At 45.8% G+C, this 20,125-nt stretch carries 8 protein-coding genes; 6 read left to right on the plus strand and 2 right to left on the minus strand.

The window, feature by feature from the left end; all coding sequences use genetic code 11:
- The first annotated feature begins 6 nt into the window (after positions 1–6).
- Entirely contained in the window at positions 7–8,199 is an 8,193-nt protein-coding gene (locus ACSQ8O_RS19045) for a polysaccharide lyase family 8 super-sandwich domain-containing protein (protein ID WP_436242891.1), read from the plus strand.
- Between the two features lie 74 nt (positions 8,200–8,273).
- Here ACSQ8O_RS19045 and ACSQ8O_RS19050 read toward each other — a convergent pair whose 3' ends face one another.
- Both ACSQ8O_RS19050 and ACSQ8O_RS19055 read right to left on the minus strand, forming a co-directional pair.
- The gene (locus ACSQ8O_RS19050) at positions 8,274–10,052 is read right to left on the minus strand and encodes a cache domain-containing sensor histidine kinase (protein ID WP_436242892.1); all 1,779 of its coding nucleotides are present in this window, start codon (positions 10,050–10,052) and stop codon (positions 8,274–8,276) included.
- Positions 10,049–11,623 carry a response regulator transcription factor gene (locus tag ACSQ8O_RS19055; RefSeq protein WP_436242893.1) on the minus strand — a complete coding sequence of 525 codons (1,575 nt, stop codon included), beginning with the start codon at positions 11,621–11,623 and terminating at the stop codon, positions 10,049–10,051. The genes ACSQ8O_RS19050 and ACSQ8O_RS19055 overlap by 4 nt, the downstream gene beginning before the upstream one ends.
- 186 nt (positions 11,624–11,809) lie before the next feature.
- On the opposite strand from ACSQ8O_RS19055, the gene ACSQ8O_RS19060 reads away from it, so the two are divergent.
- From ACSQ8O_RS19060 to ACSQ8O_RS19080, 5 genes are all read left to right on the plus strand, one after another.
- Positions 11,810–12,727, plus strand: a complete 918-nt coding sequence (locus ACSQ8O_RS19060; RefSeq protein ID WP_056625357.1) for an ABC transporter permease — start codon at positions 11,810–11,812, stop codon at positions 12,725–12,727.
- A 27-nt stretch (positions 12,728–12,754) separates the two neighbouring features.
- Positions 12,755–13,654: a carbohydrate ABC transporter permease gene (locus tag ACSQ8O_RS19065; RefSeq protein WP_056625360.1), complete on the plus strand. Its 900-nt coding sequence runs from the start codon at positions 12,755–12,757 to the stop codon at positions 13,652–13,654.
- Between the two features lie 71 nt (positions 13,655–13,725).
- Complete coding sequence (locus ACSQ8O_RS19070; protein ID WP_436242894.1) at positions 13,726–15,297, plus strand: ABC transporter substrate-binding protein; 1,572 nt, start codon at positions 13,726–13,728, stop codon at positions 15,295–15,297.
- Positions 15,298–15,459: 162 nt separating this feature from the next.
- Positions 15,460–19,062, plus strand: a complete 3,603-nt coding sequence (locus tag ACSQ8O_RS19075) for a glycosyl hydrolase 53 family protein (RefSeq protein ID WP_436242895.1) — start codon at positions 15,460–15,462, stop codon at positions 19,060–19,062.
- A 23-nt stretch (positions 19,063–19,085) separates the two neighbouring features.
- Complete coding sequence (locus tag ACSQ8O_RS19080; protein ID WP_436242896.1) at positions 19,086–20,081, plus strand: Ig-like domain-containing protein; 996 nt, start codon at positions 19,086–19,088, stop codon at positions 20,079–20,081.
- Positions 20,082–20,125 lie beyond the last annotated feature (44 nt).

A 20,125-nucleotide genomic window follows, 5' to 3' on the forward strand; every position in this document is an offset into this window, starting at 1 on the left:
TAGGCATTGATAAAAAGAAGTATATCTAGTGTGATTCGCGTGATGATGATGTTTAGCCTACTTGTAGGGGTCTTGCCTCAACCGTCGTATGCCGCTAGCGGCCCATGGGATTTGCTCAATGATAATTTGAGTAGTTTCACGAGTACTGGCTGGACAGAGCAGAAAACAACGGGTTTCACAGGATCGGTTACGCAAAATACGGGGAATGTAACCATTATGGATGCGTCTGATAAATCTACGTATCTTTTAAAGCAGCCAGTCGCACCAGCGACAACCGTTGCCCCAGCTTCAGGCCCGTTCACATTTGAAGCTATAGCTAAGGTAAATGCGACAGGAACACTCAATGAATTTACGGTACGGGGTGCATCTTATTTAATTAGCTTTTATTTAACCTATGGGACAAGTGGTGTGGTGCAAAATAAAGCCTCCAATTCGACCAAAACGTATACCCTTGATACGACGGTCTATCATGCCTATCGTGTAGTCGTTCACTCGAATTATACGTATGACCTCTACGTGGATGGTACGTTAGCGTGGAGTGGAGCACCGAATGGAGCTGGCGGCTCCTATTTAATCAAAATCGGTGGGGATTCTGCTTCATTTGCCAATGTAACCTTGGATCAAGTGAGACTGGGCACAGGAGAGATTCTCCCGTTCACAGGTACTATCGCATCGGTTTCCCCAGTAGCTATCTCGACGTCTGCGGGAACTCCACCTGTTATGCCAACGGTTGTTTCAGCTGTATACACAGATGAGTCTATCAAATCCTCTCCAGTCGTTTGGGAGAATATCCAAGCTTACCAATACGCACAACTAGGCTCCTTTACGGTGAATGGTACTGTTGTTGGGACAGCGATACCAGCGATCGCTACAATCACAGTAACGAATCCGCAATTAGCCGTTACTGCCATACAACCAGTGCAAGTTACGACGCAAGCTAAAACAAAACCCGTACTGCCAACGGTTGTTACGGTTGTTTATTCGGATCAATCCACCGAACAGCGAGCTGTACAATGGGACACCTATGCAGATACGCTGTATGCTAAAGCAGGAAGCTTTGATGTCAATGGCACAGTAGCAGGCACAGCAATTCGTGCTGTAGCCCACATTACAGTGACAGCAGCACCAGCGGATGAATTTGATACGCTGAGAAATAAGTTGAAAGTTATGTTGACCGGCGGAACTTCTTATAGTCAACAGGACACAGATATTGCCAATCAAATCACAGCATTAACAGCCAAAGCGCAAACAAATTGGGATTCCATGATAAAAACAGTGGATCGTACTGCGCTCTGGAGTGATTTGGCCAGCACATCGAATTCCGCTCAAATTACGTCGGCTTACACGCGTTTGAAGGAAATGGCGATTGCTTTTGCAACAACAGGTTCTGCCTTACAGAATAATGCAGCTTTGCTCACGGATGTCCAGTCAGCACTCGATTGGATGTACACGAACCGATACAACGAAAACAAGGTGCTTTACGATAATTGGTGGGATTGGTGGATGGGAGCGCCACTGGCACTCAATGATACAGTAATTCTACTGTACGATGACTTATCCTCCACACAAATTGCGAATTACATGAATGCCGTGGAACATTTCACACCGATCGTCGATATGACAGCAGCGAATCGTGTTTGGAAAAGCCAAGTCGTAGCCTATCGCGGAATTATCGTGAAAAATGCCGCCAAAATTGCTATGGCAAGAGATGGCCTAAGCCCCGTATTCGTCTATGTCACTTCAGGCGATGGATTTTATAAAGATGGTTCGTTTATCCAGCATGATGTGACACCGTACAACGGTGGATATGGCGCAACAATGTTAGCAAATTTAGCCGATATGCTCTATGCCCTAAACGGGTCAACTTGGGCAGTCACCGACCCTAAAGTAAGCAATGTATATCAGTGGATTTACGATAACTTCGAACCTTTCATGTACAAAGGGTTGGTCATGGATATGTCCAGAGGACGGGAAATCTCACGTTCTTATGCGACGGACCATATAACAGCTCAGCGCATTACAAGAGCTGTCATCCGTTTATCTCAACTTGCGCCACTTGCGCATACAACTCTTTTCAAAAGTATGATCAAATATTGGATCCAAGCGGATACGTACTTGAATTTCTACCTTGGGAACTCGATTGATTATATTGTGCTTGCGAAAAATATCGTGCAAGATGCTGGCGTGACACCACGTGGCGAGCAGGTCGCGTTTAAGCAATTCGCCAGTATGGATCAAGCGATTCAGCGGCGACCGGCATTTACATTTGCCATCCGCATGCATTCGAATCGTATCGCTAATTACGAGTCTGGTAACAACGAAAATTTGAAAGGTTGGTTTACTGGAGATGGCATGACCTACTTGTACAATAATGATCTGGGTCAATTTACGGATGACTACTGGCAAACAGTTGATCCTTATCGCCTTCCAGGCACAACCGTAGATCGTCAAACACGAACGTCAGGCGGAAATAACACGAGCGCGAACAGCTGGACTGGCGGCACAGAAATCCTTGGCGAATACGGTGTATCGGGCATGGAGTTGGATGCGCTATACAGCAATCTTACTGCGAAGAAGTCCTGGTTCATGTTCGATAATGAAATCGTAGCATTGGGATCAGGCATCACAAGTACGGACAACCGTACGATTGAGACGATTGTTGATAATCGCAAAATCGATAGCGCAGGCGATAACACATTTACTGTAAATAATGCAGCGAAACCAGCTGCTCTCGGCTGGAATGAGACGATGAATGCCGTCCAATGGGCGCATTTGGCTGGCAAAACGCCGAATACAGATATCGGCTATTATTTCCCAACAGCTGCAACGGTCAAAGGGCTTCGCGAAGCGAGAACAGGCTCTTGGAACCAAATTGATGGCCGAACAGGAACATTAACAGCACAATTTACGAGCAATTATATGACGTTATGGTTCGATCATGGTGTGAATCCTACGAATGGAACGTATCAGTATGTCACACTTCCGAATTATTCTTCAGCGGAAACAGGCAGCTATGCTAACCACCCGGACGTGGAGATTTTGGAGAATTCGACGGACGCACAAGCGGTGAAAGAGAAATCACTCGGCATTGTTGGTGCTAATTTCTGGAACGATACGACGAAATCGATCCAAGATAACGGAAGCAATTGGATTACGAGTAATAAGAAAGCATCGGTCATGACACATGAATCAGCGGATGTGTTAGATGTATCCATTTCGGATCCGACGCATGAGAATACAGGCAGTATCGCTATCGAGATTCATTTGCCTGCGAATGCGACAATCTCAACCGAACCGGGCATCACCGTAACACAGCTGCTTCCTACGATTAAGTTAACCGTTCAAACAAATGGTTCAATGGGCAAAACATTCCATGCCAAATTATATATTGCTGGATCGAATGAGGTACCAGCAGCGCCTAACCTGACTAGTGCAGTTGCTGGACACAACACTGTCGTACTTAACTGGGAGCCAGTGAATTCAGCTACTGGTTATACGATTAAATATGGGACGGCAAGCGGCAATTATTCAAAGACTGCCACAGTAGGTCCCGTTAGTAGCACGACGATTTCTGGATTAACGAGTGAAGTACCTTATTACTTCGTCGTATCTGCCTTCAATCAGGCAGGTGAGAGTGTAACAGCGTCTAATGAACGCAGCGCAACACCGATCGCTGACTATGCGAACACGTGGACACTCGAGAATGATGTGCTTCATACCAAAATTCAATTTACGGATGATGGAAGTATCAAGATCGGAAGCTTCTTTAATAAAGCGGCAGGCAGAGAATATTTGCCTCAAATTGAAGCGGATAACAATTCCACCTTATTCCATTACAACTATCGCTTATTGAATAATGGTGAAACAGGAAAAGAAGCGATTGGTTCTACACTCAGCTTGGATGCGAATGACACTGGTTTCGTGCTTGGAACGGCGTCTACTAGGGATATTTCAATGACGGCAACCGATGGTGCTGTATCTAAGGTTGGAACACGCTTAGAGATTCCTGTTACGAAAAATGGAATTACAGTTACGCTTTCCTTCGAGCTCTATGATGGCAAAGCAGGCTTGAAATACCAAGCTTATCTGACGAATAATAGTGTGGACAAACGCTTGCAGATTACATCTTCAGATGTAATTACGTTGGATTTTCCGGATGAAGCAAGGAATTTACACTATGTTTACTTGTCCAAATGGAATAGTACGACAGGTGGTGTGGATCAAAGCGACACGAAGAAAGCAAGTGAGGATATTAAGGTTATCATTAACCGTTACAATACGGGAGATGGCTTCTATGTAGGACCGGAAGTAAACTCGAAGACGGAGATTCTGAAAAGAGATCCAAGTTCACCGGATACAGGGGCTCCATATATGGTTCGTTCTTTTGCAGGTATCAGTGCCTTCAAGGGTCATATGGTGAATGTGGCAACGAATCCAGAAGCCATGCAGCTTGTGCTATTCCCGGGTGAGAAATTCGAGTATATCGCTGTCAATTTGAGCGTCTTTCAAGGCGATATCGTCGATGGGAAGATGGCGGTAGAAGAACATTTGCGAGCGAGATTTAAGTACAATCACACGTCAACGATCCTCAATACGAACGATTGGCAGTGGGGAGATAGTAAACGGAATGAAGCGTTCTACAAATCTGTAGCCGTACCGAAAATCAATGCTGCGGGCTTCGATATGTTTATGTTTGACGATGGTTGGAACAATGCGAATGATACGGGCACATCAAGAGATGGTGTCGAAGCACTTCCATCGATTACGAACGATATGAAGGGGCTTGCGGATTATTTTCAAAATAAAGGATTGCTGCTTGGTATGTGGTATTCCATGACCGGTGGTTATCATAATCGCGGGAACGACTTGGCCGATCCTGCCGTGATTGCAGCGAAGAAAGAGAAGATCAACTACTTGATTGATAATTATCATTTATCACATCAAATGGTCGACTTAACCGAATTCTGGCCGAATCCTGATGTAACGACGTATTCACATCCGACGGATAATGTCTACCGTAAAAATGTCCTTACGAATCATGTGTTGAATGAAGTTGTTGATGAAAATCCGGACTATATGGTGAAATATACGACTGAGGTTGATATTTGGCCGACGCAGGGTGATCGTACGAATGAATTGCTTCATGTCGTAGATAATGGCTGGACAACAGCGACAACAGAGTACGGTGAAGACTTGGATATTCCCATTTTTGCAGGCTTGTTCGGACATTTGCCATTGAACTCGGTATACTTCAATATCGGGAATATGACAACGGGGGATATGTCGACGTATTACAAATATTTATTTGCTAGAAATATTAAGCATGGCAGTTCACCTGAAGGATGGAGTCAGAAGAATATTGATCTGATGGCTAAATTGAATGCTTGGAGGAACTCTGGTCGTATTAAGGAACTGACAGATTCCATCATTCGCCCCGTGTATAACGGTGTAGGTTGGGATAGTAATAGTGCGGCTTCATGGGTTGATCAAAAAGCAGGTCCTTACGTGATGATGCAGGTTTCGCCGAACAAGGACCATGCGTTGATGATTGCAACTGGCGGCGGCAAAGCTGGAGCGTCCAGTGTGGATGTGAATCTCAGATGGTTGGATCCATCTAAACAGTATTTGATCGAAGACATATCACTAGATGATACAGGTATCTACACGTACCGATTTAAAGGGCTGCTCGCAGGTGAGCAACTGAAGAACTTTAAGATTGATCTTACCGAGAATACGTCGAAAGGTCGAGCTTATTGGATTCAGGAATATACGGGTGCAGATTATCAAATCTTGTATGCTGATGAAAATGTGAATAGCTCACAGTTGGCGATTGTAAACAATCAAATCGTGATTACCGGTACAGGTAAAGCGAATATGTCAGGCAAAGTTGTGATCTATGGCCGCAATGAGCAAGCCGTGATGTTGGCAGATGTAAGCTTTGGAGCAAATGGTTCGGGCACTCTGCACATTGACCAATTCGAAGCTACGGACGATGTGTTTATCCCGACGCTGTCTTCGGCAACGACCTATGTGGCTGCGGATGTGAGCATTGCGGGAAAAACGACGGTAAGTGGTGGAACACAGTCAGTCGTTAGTAGTGGAAGTACACCGAATGCATCACCGCAGGGCTTGAATTTCGCATCTACGGCTACAACAGCGGGCAGTTATATTGATTTCAAACTTAATGTGACGAAAGCTGGTGTCTACCGGATTCAAGTAGCAGCGAAAGTGAATGCTAACAGAGGTATTGGACAGTGGTATGTGGATGGTGTAAAAACAGGTCCTGTGTGGGACCAAAAAATGGAAAATGGGCAAGTGCTTGCCGCTGAGAAAATTGGATTCTTTACGTTAGGTGATGTTACTTTTGCAACGGCTGGAGAGAAAACATTCCGGTTCGAGTTCCAAGGTGGATCAAACAAAGTGATTAATACCGATCGGTTTATTATGACACCTGTATCGGAAGTGTTGGGACAAACGCCAAGGATGGCGATCACTGGTGAAGCATCCCTTGATGTTAATCAAGCAGTGACCTTACACGCAGCCATTACAGGTTTGCACGCTTTCTATGCGTCAGGCAATTATGTCAAATGGTTCGTAGAGAGTCAAAATGCAACCAATGGCAGCAATAAAGTAATTTCCATTGTCGCGAATGGATTAGATTTACAAGTGACAGGCATAAATCCAGGAACGGCCCGATTGAAGGCCATGAGTACGGTGAATGCAAATGTGTTCAATTATTATGATGTCGTTGTAGCTCAGGCGAATGTCATTACTTCCATTATACCAGTAAATATGACAACGGTGGCTGGCATAGCGCCAGTATTGCCTGCAACGGTATCGGCTATCTATACCGATGGAACGAAAGCTCAGCTTGGCGTTATATGGGATGGCGTGAATGCAGCTAGCTATGCGCAAGCAGGGACATTTGACGTACAGGGTGCGGTAAGTGAGACGGCTTTGAAAGCAATTGCGCATGTAACGGTTACCTCAGTGACAGATCCAGGTACGGATCCGGGGATAGATCCAGGGACAGGTCCAGTGACAGATCCGGGAACAGATCCAGGGACAGGTCCGGGAGCAGATCCAACAACAAATCCAGGTACAGTCATTCCTGATCCAGCGAGTAGCAAGATTTCTACGCTTGGCGAAGCGGATTTCCGTACAGCGTTTGAAAATGCCAAAGACAATAAGCTGAGCTTTGATTTAACTCATGTGCAAGGGGATAAACGACTTGGTGCAGTTATCCCAGTGGCACTTCTGGATAAAGCCATCGCAAGCGGTATTACCCAATTGGCATTCAAGTCAAATAGCGTTGAAGTGAAACTTCCTGTTCAAGCACTGAAAGGTGAATCAGAAGCGGGAGCTAAGGAGATTCAGTGGACTTTTGAAGAGAAATCTTCAGACAGCGGTAAGGTGTATCAGTTGGGCATCGAGATGGATGGGAAGCCTGTTACAAGACTCGATGGCGAAGCTGTAAGAGTTGCTATCGCCTATCAACTGAAGCCAGGTGAGAAGTCTGAGAATGTGGTTATTCACCATCTGGATGCCACAGGAAAACACGAGGTTATCATCAATGGCACTTATAATCGGGCTACAGGGAAGATGGAATTCAAAACAAATGAGCTCGGAACGTACAGCATTAGTTACGCTAATGTAACGTTCGGTGATTTAGAAGGCGCGGATTGGGCGAAATCCAGCATTGAAGCATTAGCAGCTAGAGAAGTGTTAAACGGGGTAGGCGATAACAAGTTTATGCCTAGCAATCCGGTAACGCGTGCCGAATTCTTAACCATGTTAATGCAAGCTGCAGGCTTAGCTGATGACCATGCAGAATCGAACTTCACCGATATTGACCAAACGGATTGGTACTTTGGATCGATATCTGCTGCTGAGAAGTTAGGCATTATCAGTGGTAGAGAGGATGGAAGCTTTGGAGCGGATAGCGAAATTTCCAGACAAGATATGGCGGTCATGGTCTTCCGCAGCTTACAGGCACTGAAGTTGAATCTGAAGACAGGTCAGCAAGGGAATGCATTTGCAGATGCGACAGATATTGCAGGATACGCGGCAGAAGCAATTGCTTTGATGCAAAGCGCAGGCATTATAGAGGGCAGCGATGGCAAATTCATGCCACTGGCGCAGGCAACACGTGCGCAAGCTGCTGTTATCATTCAACGATTAGTAAAACTTAATCAGTAAAAGGAAAAGCCAGCGGGCATCCGCTGGCTATTTCATTGCGTACATATGTTCCGCACCTCCGCATCTACGACATCTTATTCTTCCTCTTCCGTAAATGGAAACGTAATCTCAACCTCGGTCCCTACTCCCGGGACACTTCGATAAGTAAGCTTCGCAGGCTCTCCGAAATAGTGGCGAATACGTTCGCCAACGTTCTTAACGCCGAAACTGCTGCCACCGATCCGACTTCGACTAATGCCCGCCATCATATCTTCGATGAGGTTGGGACTCATGCCCACACCGTCATCCTTGATGAGGAGGTGCATCGTAAGATCTTCCAGATAGGCCCGAATCGAGATGCTGCCTTCGCGCTGCGTTCGACCTAATATCCCATGAAGAATGGCATTCTCAACAAGAGGCTGCAGGGTGATTTTCGGAATCGGATGGCTGAGCAGCTCTTCAGGTACGTCAATCTGGAAATCAATCTTATTTTCAAAACGGATATTCTGAATCTGCACATAGAACGAAACATGCTGCAGCTCCTCACGCAAGGTGATAATGTCTTTGCCGCTGCTGAGGCTGACTTTGTAGAATCGAGCGAGTGCCTTGACCACCTTCTTAATATCTGTGTTCAACCCGCTGTCCGCCATCCAGTTAATCAGATCCAATGTATTGTAGAGAAAATGCGGATTTATCTGCGATTGAAGTGCTTTTAATTCGGCATTTTTGACCTCTTGTCCCAGCCGGTAATGCTCCTTATTCATCGAGCTTATTTGTTCGATCATGTAATTATACGTTTGGATCAACTCACCGATTTCATCTCTACCCTGTGTCTGAGCGAGCGCGATGAGATTTCCATTCTGCACGTCCCGTAAGCGGCTAGTCAATTGCGTGATACGCCGTGTGACGGAGAAGGAGAAGAGGTAGGCTAACAAGTAGGCGATGACTGTCACGATGAGCAAAATAACCAACAAATCATTGCGCAATTGGTGACTTTGCTGCACAACCTCATGCAGTGGTATGACGGTGACCATCCCCCAATTGGAAGGCAGCTGCCGGAACAAATAGTAATTGTTATTCGTTTGCCAAGTAGTGGAGACTGCATCGTCCAGCGTATCAGGCAAATTGACTAGCGTGGTCACTGACGGATCCGAGGATAGGACGATTTGTTGATTCTGATCCACCAAGAAAGTCGTACTGTTTCTGACCACATTCGCTTTACTTAACATGGAACGAATCGTTTCCGCTTGTACATCAACGCGCAATTGACCGATCGGATTGGCATAATTGTTCGGATCCAATATACTACGGACTACGTAGAGGGAAGAATTGTCACGGGTAGCTTTCTCCCCAAGTTCTGGGGCTGAACACCATAAATATTTGGCATGCAAATCATTTAACCGGTTGAAACAAGGACTGTCCTTCGTTTCATTAAGTGATAAGAAATTCTCAGTTTCATTAGCGAAAATAAAAGCACTAGGTACGTAAAGGATGACACGTGAAATATCGAGACTATCCTGCATAGAACGCAGCAGCTTCTTGAGATTAGCGTATTCCTGCAGCTCACGATTGATATCACTGGTTACATTGTTATCCATCAGAATGTCCGAGATGGCGGAGTTGGAGACGAGAATATTCGTTGTCTCTGCAATCCGTTGGACGCGATAATTCAGAAAGGAATACGTCTGATCAAAGCCTTGTTTAGCCGAATAGGTGACATGATTGATGATGATATCGGACATTTTCTCGGAAGCAATGAACTGATAGAAGCCGAGAGGAAGCATGATCAGCAGCAAATAGGTGTACATAATCTTATGACGCAGCTTCGTATTGTACAGCCATTTGCGCAGAATTTGAATGAAAGAGAAGATCATGATTGGCATCTCTCCCGATACTCGGAAGGCGTCATGCCCGTGGATTTGCGGAATATTTTGGCGAAATGTTCCCCATCCTTGAAACCCACTTGCGAAGCCACATCGAGTACCTTCAGTCGGTTGTTGCGCAGCAGCTCTTTCGCTTTTTCCATCCGATATTCGGTCACATATTGCTTGATCGTTTTCCCTGTAGCATCTTTAAAGATTGAAATAAGATGAGAAGCCGTCATCTGCATATGATCACTGACATCCTGCACGGAAAGATCGTCATCGGAGTAATGCAGATGAATGAAACGCACGATTCGGGAGCTTGTGGAAGACATGCCACCGCTTGAGCGATCTTGAATGGCTTTTTTTAATTCGTCTAGCTTCATGGCAGTAACTCGGTGGATATCGTCCAAATAATGACATTCCAGAATCAGCTTCCAAGCCACATCATTTTCCTCCGAGGTATCGAAGAGGGTGATGTTCCGACTTTGTGCAAATTTGTCCATTTCCAGAATGAAGCGGTAGTAGAGTTCTTTCACACTAACAATCAGCGTGCCTGGATGCTGGCGAATATCCCCGGTTATCGTTGCGAGCAGCTGATCGGCGTCAGCGAAATCCTCTTCAGACAATGCTTCCGTGAAGCGGACGAGCTGTTCAGGCTGCGTTACGTAATGCAGCGATTGCGCATCACTTCCCGTATTATCGTGCAAAATGAGGGAGCACGGTTTGTGAAAGAACGACTCCTGTAAGCGGAGCACAGCACTCGTATAGGACTCTTGCAGCTTATAGGCGGAAGGGACAATTTTGCCCGCAGCGATGGAAAATAAACCGTACTCCCGCTTCATTGCGGTGGAGAGCTCGTAGCACAGATGTTGAACATGGCTGATCTCGACACCGTCATGCTGATGCGAAAAGAAGTGAACGATCGCGTGATGATCATCTTTCCAAGCGTACAAATAGGGCTGCTCACTACTAGCAAGCGCTTCTTCAATCAAATGTCCCAGCGTTTCTTTCTGTGATCCAGGTGAAATCAGCTTGATGACGGCTGTTGCTGCGGGTGCTTGCATGACAGCTGTGAAATCAGTTGCTAATAAGCGACTATGCAGCATGTCCTCATCATAACCGCCGCGAATCAGCTGCAAAGCGGCTTCTTGCTTCATATAACTCTTGTTTTCTTTGGCCACCGTATCATTGGCAACATGTCGCTGTTCTTCCAATACGATATCAATCGCACCCCGCAGGGCATCTTCTAATTCTTCCACATCAATCGGTTTCTCTACATAACTAACCGCTTTCAAGGTAATCGCGGCTTTCAAATATTCTTTGTCGGCATAGCCGCTCATAAAGACGATTTTGCATTGCGGGTATTTGCGGCGAAGATGAAAGGCAAGCTCGATGCCATCCATCCGAGGCATGCGAATGTCGGTGAGCACGATGTCCGGCTTAAACTGTTCCGCAATAGCAACAGCATCCAGACCGTCTACAGCTTCATGGAGTTCGGTGATACCAAGGCGCTCCCAACTGACGGATTTGAGTACGCCTTCTCGCGTGAATTTCTCATCTTCTGCAAATAGAAGTTTCATGACGGGCAACCCCCCTTAGATGTAGCTATAGATTATCTTATATTTACATGCAATACCACTAGCAAGCGTGGCCATCTGCAAAAGTTACAGGGAATCGATATTTTGTCGGGTTATCATGTTCCGAGTAACCTGTTAATTTAGATACAGGAGAGAGACAACTAGAAACGGATGGGGGAAAGGATAGAGATGAGAACAGGACTCCTGTATCGCATGAGATCCAAGAAAGCGCTGTTATTCATGATTGCGCCGGCAGTGATTTACTTCTTGCTTTTCAGCTATGTACCGATGGCAGGCATTGTGTTGGCATTCAAGCAGTACCGCTATGATTTAGGAATTATGGGGTCGCCTTGGGTAGGTTTGGACAACTTCAAGTTCTTCTTTCTAACAGGAGATGCCTTCCGAGTAACCAGGAACACGCTGCTCTACAATGCGGCATTCATTCTTATTAATAATGGCTTACAAATTATTGTCGCCATCTTCATGGCGGAAATCGGGTCCAAGCTGTTCCGTAAAACAGCGCAGACGGTTATGTTTTTACCCTACTTTTTATCCTGGGTGGTCGTAGGGGCGGTTGCTTATAATTTGTTTAATTATGAGCATGGAACGGTAAATACGCTGCTGCGTGCGTTGCACATTCCTGAATTAGATATCTATACAACGACGGAGTATTGGAAATATATCTTAGTTTTCTTCTCGGCATGGAAAGCAGTGGGGTATGGCGCTGTGTTCTACATGGCCTCCATTCTAAGCATTGATCGTGAGACTTATGAAGCAGCGGAAATCGATGGTGCTAACGTGTTCCAGCGCATTCGATACATCACGTTACCATCACTTCGACCAACGATTACGATTCTTGTGCTTTTGGCGATAGGCGGCATTTTCCGTGGCGATTTCGGACTGTTCTACCAGCTAGTGGGTAATAACGGCCTACTGTATGAAACGACAGATGTCATTGACACTTACGTGTATCGCTCTCTGTTGGTCAACAACGAAATCGGTATGTCATCTGCAATCGGGTTCTATCAGTCCATTCTGTGTTTTGTCACAATCATGGTGACGAATTTCCTAGTACGTAAATCAGATAAAGATAATGCGTTATTCTAAATTTACAGCAACTTGCGAGGTGGAACTATGAGTACGACCAGTGTGAAAAAGAGTCAAATCGATCAACGAATCTTGGATACGGTTGGCTATGTCTTTATAGCAGTGATATGTTTGGCTTGCTTGATTCCTTTCTTGCTCATCATTAGCGGATCATTAACAAGTGAATCGTCGATCACGAGTGATGGGTTTCGATTATGGCCGAAGGAATTTTCGTGGGATGCCTACACGTTTGCGCTTAAGCATCCTGAACAATTCGTGAGCTCATATCTGCTTACTATCGCATTGACGGTAACAGGTACAGTTGTGGGATTATTCATCTCTGCAATGGCAGCGTATGTGCTGCAGCGTCAGGATTTTGAATGGCGCAGCGGATTTTCATTCTTCTTCTACTTTACAACGCTGTTTAACGGTGGACTTGTACCTTGGTATATCTTAATGGTTAACTATTTACACATGAAGAATACCTTCTGGGCGCTGCTTGTACCGCCATTGTTAAATGTGTTCTATATCATCATCTTACGAACGTTTCTGCGCAGCATCCCGGATGCAATTACCGAGTCAGCGAAAATTGATGGAGCCGGGGATTTCACGATCTTCGTGCGATTGATTATCCCTTTGGCAAAGCCCGGTCTGGCGACGATTGGACTGTTCACGGCACTGAATTATTGGAACGATTGGTTTAACTCGTTGCTGTTTGTGCAGAATGAGAAACTGTACACCCTGCAATATTTACTATATAAAATGTTAGGAAATCTCGAAGGGATTCGCAAGGTCATGGCGATTACCGGTATGCAGGTAACAGACTTGCCTGGCGAGAGCTTGAAGATGGCCTTAGCCATTCTTGTCACAGGACCGATCATTTTCTTGTATCCGTTCGTACAACGATATTTTGTTCAAGGCTTAACAGTTGGCGCTGTAAAAGGTTAAAAAGGGTAGCCCCGGGAATTCCAATTCCCGGTTTATCATAACTTATCTATCATTTATAAGGGGAGAATAACATGGCAAACACGAAGAAATTAGCCACACTCAGTCTGGCATCCTTATTTGCAATGGGAACGGTACTGTCAGCTTGCAGCACCAAAGAAGCATCGCCTTCACCAAGTGCGTCATCGTCATCAGTTCCACAAGCAAGCGCTTCCGCGACAGCAGCTGCTAATACGGGCATTGATACAAGCAAGGAAGTTAAGTTGAAAACGGTTCTGTTAGGCTCTAAGCCGAAGGCTTTTGATGAGGTATATGGGGAAGTCAATAAATTGATGAAGCAAAAGATTAATGCAACGCTAGACATTAGCTTCCTTGATTGGGGCGAATATCAACAGAAATATCCCTTGATGTTTGCTGCGAATGAAGACTTCGATCTTGTGTTCTCCGCGACTTGGTCTTACTATGCCCAACAAGCTACGAAGAATGGTTTCATGCCTTTGACCGAAGATCTGATCAAGAAATTCGCACCAAAAACATGGGCCGAAGAGCCAAAGGTCGCTTGGGAGCAAGCGAAAATCAACGGCAAAATTTACATGATTCCTCAAAACAATTTTGAATACAGCTATCATATGATTGGTATTCGTGGTGATCTACGTCAGAAGTATAATTTGCCAGAGCTGAAAACATATGATGATTATGTGAATTACTTGAAAGTAATCTCGGAGAAAGAAAAGGATTTCAAACCAAGCATTGGGGTAAGTGAGTTTAATTCGGTAGAGTTAATTCAGCCGAACGAGTGGAACTTTGTCGTCCCGCAGCTGCCTATCGTGTATAAAGTAACGGAAGCAACAGGCAAACTCTTCAGCTATGTAGATACACCTGAATTCGCAACTTTCTCTAAGAAAATGTTCGATACCCAAAAGACGGGTGCTTGGTCCCGCGACGCGATTGCCAATAAAGTCGATAAAACACAAGCTTTCAAAGATGGTAAATTAGCTTCAGTTGAGTGGAATCTAGGTACACTGCTGCGCACAAAATCCGAAATGCAAACGACGCATCCGGATTGGAAAGTCGAGTTATACGATCTAAGTGCAGATAAGAAACGTCTATCCAATCCATTCATCAACAATGGGATGTCCATTCACGCGGGTTCCAAGAACTATGAGCGTGCATTGATGGCGATTGACCTTCTTCGTTATGACCCAGAGATTCATGATTTAACCAACTACGGTATCAAAGGCAAGCACTATGAGCCAGTAGGCAAGGATCAGTTCAAGCCACTTCCTGCATCGGCCGATTTCCCGCCATCTGGTACAGATCCATGGGGCTGGAATTCATTGAATGAGCGTCTTGATTCGACAGTAGCTGAAGAGACGATTAAATTCACAGAGAACTGGAAGAAAACCGTAACGGTTAACCATCCGTTGGAGACATTTACGTTCGATGATACCAAAGTGAAGAATGAAGTTGCAGCTGTCAGCAATGTAATGGAAACGTACGGTAAGCCGTTATTCTATGGTTTAGTTGATCCTAGCGATGCTGGACATGGTTTGCAAATTTTCAAAGACAAGTTGAAGCAAGCAGGCATCGATAAGATTGTGGCAGAAATGCAAAGCCAAGCTGATCCTGTTATCGCTAAAAAATAAGTGTGGACCGCTTCCTGGTGCAGGAGGCGGTTTTTTTGTGCGTCTATAAATTGAACAGGTAATCGATATTTTTGCGGGTTATGCTGCTATTCCGATGTTGGTAAGATGTAGCTGTGAGAAAAGAAAGCGTTCACATTAGAGCGCGCGAGAGGATTTGAGACGATGAAGAAAAGCTTAGTAATCGCTATGGCTGCAATGTTAACTTCAGGAATATTGCCTACGGCAATACCAACCGTACTGGCAGATTCGTCAGCTGCAACGACTTCGAGTGACATCCACATTAACCCAATCCCCGGTCTGTCTGCGGATTTCATTAAGGGCGCTGATGTGTCCATGTTGAAGCAAATTGAAGTCAGCGGGGGCAAATTTTACGATGGGGGCATTGAGAAAGAGGCTCTCCAAATACTAAAGGACCATGGGGTGAACTGGGTCAGACTACGTGTTTGGAATAATCCAGTTGATGCGAATGGAATTGGGCTTGGCGGTGGAAATAACGATAAGGCGAGAACGATTGAAATTGCCAAAAGAGCCCATGAGCTCGGGCTTAAGGTGCTGCTCGATTTCCATTATAGCGATTTCTGGGCAGATCCTTCTAAACAAACGAAGCCTGCGGCTTGGGAAGGGCTTAACTCTGTCCAGCTTCAACAAGCGTTGTACACGTATACAGCGGATGTAATTCAAGGTTTAACTGATGAAGGCGTAATGCCGGAAATGGTACAGATCGGGAATGAGACGAACACTGGAATGGTGTGGACAGAAGGACAGACGACAGGAAGCGGCGGCTATGAGGGATGGGCGAATTTGATCAAACAAGGCGTCCAAGCTGTCCGTGACCATGATCCGAACAATGCGAATGCGCTACGGACAAAAATAATGATTCATCTTGCCGACGGTGGGAACAACGAGCTGTTTCGCCGGAATTTTGATCAATTGACCTTGCGTCAGGTGGATTATGATGTGATTGGCTTTTCGTACTATCCCTATTGGCATGGGCCGCTGGAGGACCTCCAAGCCAATATGGTTGACATTTCCAAGCGATATGGCAAAGAGGTGCTTGTAGCTGAGAATGCGTATGCGTACACGCTGAATGATGGCGACAATTTCTCGAACAATTTCGGGCCTAGTCAAGAACAATTAGGCGGTTACAAAGCGACCGTTCAAGGTCAAGCACAAGAGGTACATGATGTGATGAACGCTGTCGCACAGGTTCCCAATCAGAAGGGGCTTGGGGTGTTTTACTGGGAACCAGATTGGATTCCGGTGAAAGGTGCGGAGTGGAGCTCGAAGGCTGGAGAGGGTAACGGTTGGGAAAATCAAGCGATGTTTGATTTTAACGGTCATGCATTGCCATCGTTGGATGTCTTTAATCGTGTCTCGGCTAGCTCGAGCGGCGAGCTCTTTGTTGCGGAGGCAACAACGATACACCCGGAGCAAATTAAAGTAACGGTTGGCAGTACACCAGTGCTTCCAAGTAAAGTACAGGTTGAATTTACGGATGATTCCGTTCGTGATTTACCCGTGACGTGGGATGTCTTTGAAGAGGATGCCTTGCAGCATCCAGGTACGATTCAGCTTCAGGGCACTGTGGCGGGTGTTCCGTTAAGAGCAACTGGAACAATTACTGTTCAGGGCTCTACCAACTTGGTGAGCAATCCTGGATTTGAAAGTGGTAACAACGCCAATTGGACGATCACTGGGGGGAGCAACGCAATTAAAGTGGTATCAGATAGTGCAAATGCGCATGATGGCAGTGCCTATGCACTCCACTACTCCTTACCGCAGGATATGCCATTTTCGGCTACGCAAACGATTACTGGTTTAGCTAACGGGAAATACACCCTGAAAGCTTGGTCACACGGCGGCGGGGGAGAGAGCAGCATGGTGTTGTTTGCCAAGGACTACGGCGGTGCTGAATTGTCTGAGAGCATTGTGAATACAGGCTGGTTAGCATGGAAGCATCCGATTCTGATGAATATTGAGGTTACTAATAATACAGCAGATCATGGTACAAAACCGAATGGAACAGCAACTATTGGGATAAAGGCCGAAGGTAAATCGGGTAACTGGGGCAATTTGGATGATTTCGAGTTCTATACGGATCGCACAGCTGAAACACTGTCTGCGCCAAGTCGAGTTACGAAGGGATCAACCTTTAGCGTGAACGTTGGAAACGGAGGATTAGTTGATACGATTTTTGCAGAGGATCTCGTCATCCACTATGATTCGGATGCGTTTGAGTTTGTATCGGCACAAAGCGCTTCACAAGCGGTGCAGCTGCTAACCACGGATGCGCATACACCTGGTGTTGTAAGGCTCATTCTTGGACATTTGGGCGGAAAATCGTTGAATTCGAATTCTGTCACACTTACGTTGCGTGCGAAGGGTGAAACCAATGCGGCAGAAGGTGTCGTTGAGGTTGCTTCAGCGGGATGGGGAACAGCACCAGCAGGTGGAATTATTACGCCAGCTTCGTTGGGTTCGGTGAAAGTTAAGTTGGTTACGGAAGACATTGAACAGGTTCCATCTGAACCAACAAATATGCCAAGTACAGGAGCAGTTCAACCAAATCCAGTGCCTGCTATCGAACTTAGTTTAGAAGGTGTTGCCAGCCTGAAACAAACGCCTGCTTTGAATGACAGCCATACGGCCGTTGCATCCGTCTCACTTGAGGTGTGGAAGCAAATGGTTGAATTGGCGAAAACGGATGCTAACGGAAATAAGAAATTATCGGTAATTTTGCCGAAAGTTGATGGCGCTAACTCCTATGAGCAAGAGCTGCCTAGAGCAGCTTTACAAGGCTCTGCAGAGAATCAGTTCGTGGAGGTCATCACCCCACAAGGAACGGTATCATTGCCAAGCAACATGCTTAGCTGGGCGAGTGGTAAGGAGTCGGATTCCATAAGTTTGACAGTTGGTTCCTTAGATCCTTCTCAAATACCAGATGCATTGAAAGCGAAAATTGGCAGCAAGCCCGTGATTGATTTGAAATTGAGAGCAGGCGCAGAAGTACTCCATTGGAACAATCCGGCTGCCCCAGTGACGGTTACGATTCCTTACGAGCCAACAGGGGAAGAACTGAAAAATCTTGATCATATCGTCATTTGGTATGTCGATGAGAACGGTCAAGCCATAGCTGTACCCAATGCGAAGTACGATGCTGTAGCACATAGCGTTGTATTTACCACGACACATTTCAGTACGTATGCTGTGGCTTACGTAAATCGTACATTCGGCGATTTGGCTGGCTTCGCTTGGGCACAGAAAGCAGTGGAAGCACTAGCTTCCAAAGGTGTTACTACAGGTACATCATCGGATACATTTAGTCCGGAGCAAGAAGTATCTCGAGCTGATTATATTGTGATGTTGGTAAAAGCCTTAGGACTCACGGCGAATGCAGGGGATAGTTTTCAAGATGTGACGACTGCTGATTATTATTCTGAAGCGGTAGGAATTGCCAAATCACTCGGCATTATCGAGGGTAGTGATACCTACCATTTTAACCCAAAAGCAAATATAACGAGAGAAGATCTGATGGTTATTACGGCAAGAGCACTTCACCAAGCGCATCGATTGGATTTGAGTAATGAGACTAGCACCTTGGATACATTCTCGGACAACATGGACGTGTCGAGCTATGCGAAGGCAGCTATTGCAACGTTGCTCAAAACAGGCCTCGTTCAAGGCAATGGACAGGGAATTGTACCTAAAGCATACACAACTCGAGCAGAAGCGGCAGTTATTCTTTATAGGTTGTTTCATTTTTAACTTAAAGGAGGAGGAGATTTACTATGATGCAAATGAAACAAGTAGTTCAATCGGGTGTGCTAGCGGCTGTGTTATTGATTGGGTGTCTACCTTTTGGTGGCTCCGCTCAGGCAATAGCGGTAGTTCAACCAGCTCCCGTGAATCTAGCTTTGGACGGAGATTTCGAAGGCACGGATTCATCTCCATGGTTAATTGAAGGTGAACAGGCTTCGGCTGTCAGTATCAAAAGTCAAGATAATCATACGTCTGGCGGGACACATTCTGCTGCCTACTGGTCTGCTTCGGCCTTTCATTTCAAAGTATCACAACGAATCGTAGGCTTAGAAGATGGGAGATATCTGCTGTCTGCTTATACACAGGGCGGCGGCGGGGAAGTGTCTTCCCGAATTTTCGCAACGGTTGAAGGTGATAACCCCATTCAAACCGACTTTATTAATACGGGCTATGCAGCTTGGAAAAATCCACAGCTTACCCATATCAACGTCGTGGTAACGAACGGTAGCTGTACGATTGGTTTTGAAGTGAATGGGAAGGCTGACAATTGGGGATCCGTTGACGATATTACATTCACGCGTATCGGTGACGTAGAAACGGCTCCTGTTTCCATGACCGTTCAACCGGTGCTAGCCACCTCGTGGTTACATGCTGCGCCTGAGCTGCCATCGGTGGTAAGAGCAGTTTATAACGATGATCTTTCGTATCTGCAGGTGCCTGTTCAATGGGAGACGAATCCTGCAACGAATTATGATCATCTTGGTGTGTATCAACTAACTGGCGCGATTCAGGGTTCGGATTCAACCGTACTCGCTACGATATCAGTCAGGATGAAGCCGGCCGATCTTAACGCAGACGGGATCGTGAATGTCGGAGACTTGGCGTTGGCTTACTACGATATGCAGGCAAGTGCGGGCTCAGCAGATTGGGAAAGAGCGAAAAAGGCTGATCTCAATAACGATGGCAAAGTTGATCTCGCCGATGTCCAGTTCATCGCTGAACAAATGATTCAACCTGCTACTTGAAAAATGACAGGCAATCGATAAAATAGTGGGTATAAATTGGGACA

This window comes from Paenibacillus sp. LjRoot56, from assembly GCF_964253335.1.
GTDB classification, from domain to species: domain Bacteria; phylum Bacillota; class Bacilli; order Paenibacillales; family NBRC-103111; genus Paenibacillus_E; species Paenibacillus_E allorhizoplanae.

Excerpts from the sequence above, each read along its gene's own strand:
- ACSQ8O_RS19065 (WP_056625360.1), top strand. The coding sequence starts at position 12,755 with ATGAGTACGACCAGTGTGAAAAAGAGTCAAATCGATCAACGAATCTTG.
- ACSQ8O_RS19050 (WP_436242892.1), bottom strand. The coding sequence starts at position 10,052 with ATGATCTTCTCTTTCATTCAAATTCTGCGCAAATGGCTGTACAATACG.
- ACSQ8O_RS19055 (WP_436242893.1), bottom strand. The coding sequence starts at position 11,623 with ATGAAACTTCTATTTGCAGAAGATGAGAAATTCACGCGAGAAGGCGTA.
- ACSQ8O_RS19060 (WP_056625357.1), top strand. The coding sequence starts at position 11,810 with ATGAGAACAGGACTCCTGTATCGCATGAGATCCAAGAAAGCGCTGTTA.
- ACSQ8O_RS19075 (WP_436242895.1), top strand. The coding sequence starts at position 15,460 with ATGAAGAAAAGCTTAGTAATCGCTATGGCTGCAATGTTAACTTCAGGA.
- ACSQ8O_RS19080 (WP_436242896.1), top strand. The coding sequence starts at position 19,086 with ATGATGCAAATGAAACAAGTAGTTCAATCGGGTGTGCTAGCGGCTGTG.
- ACSQ8O_RS19070 (WP_436242894.1), top strand. The coding sequence starts at position 13,726 with ATGGCAAACACGAAGAAATTAGCCACACTCAGTCTGGCATCCTTATTT.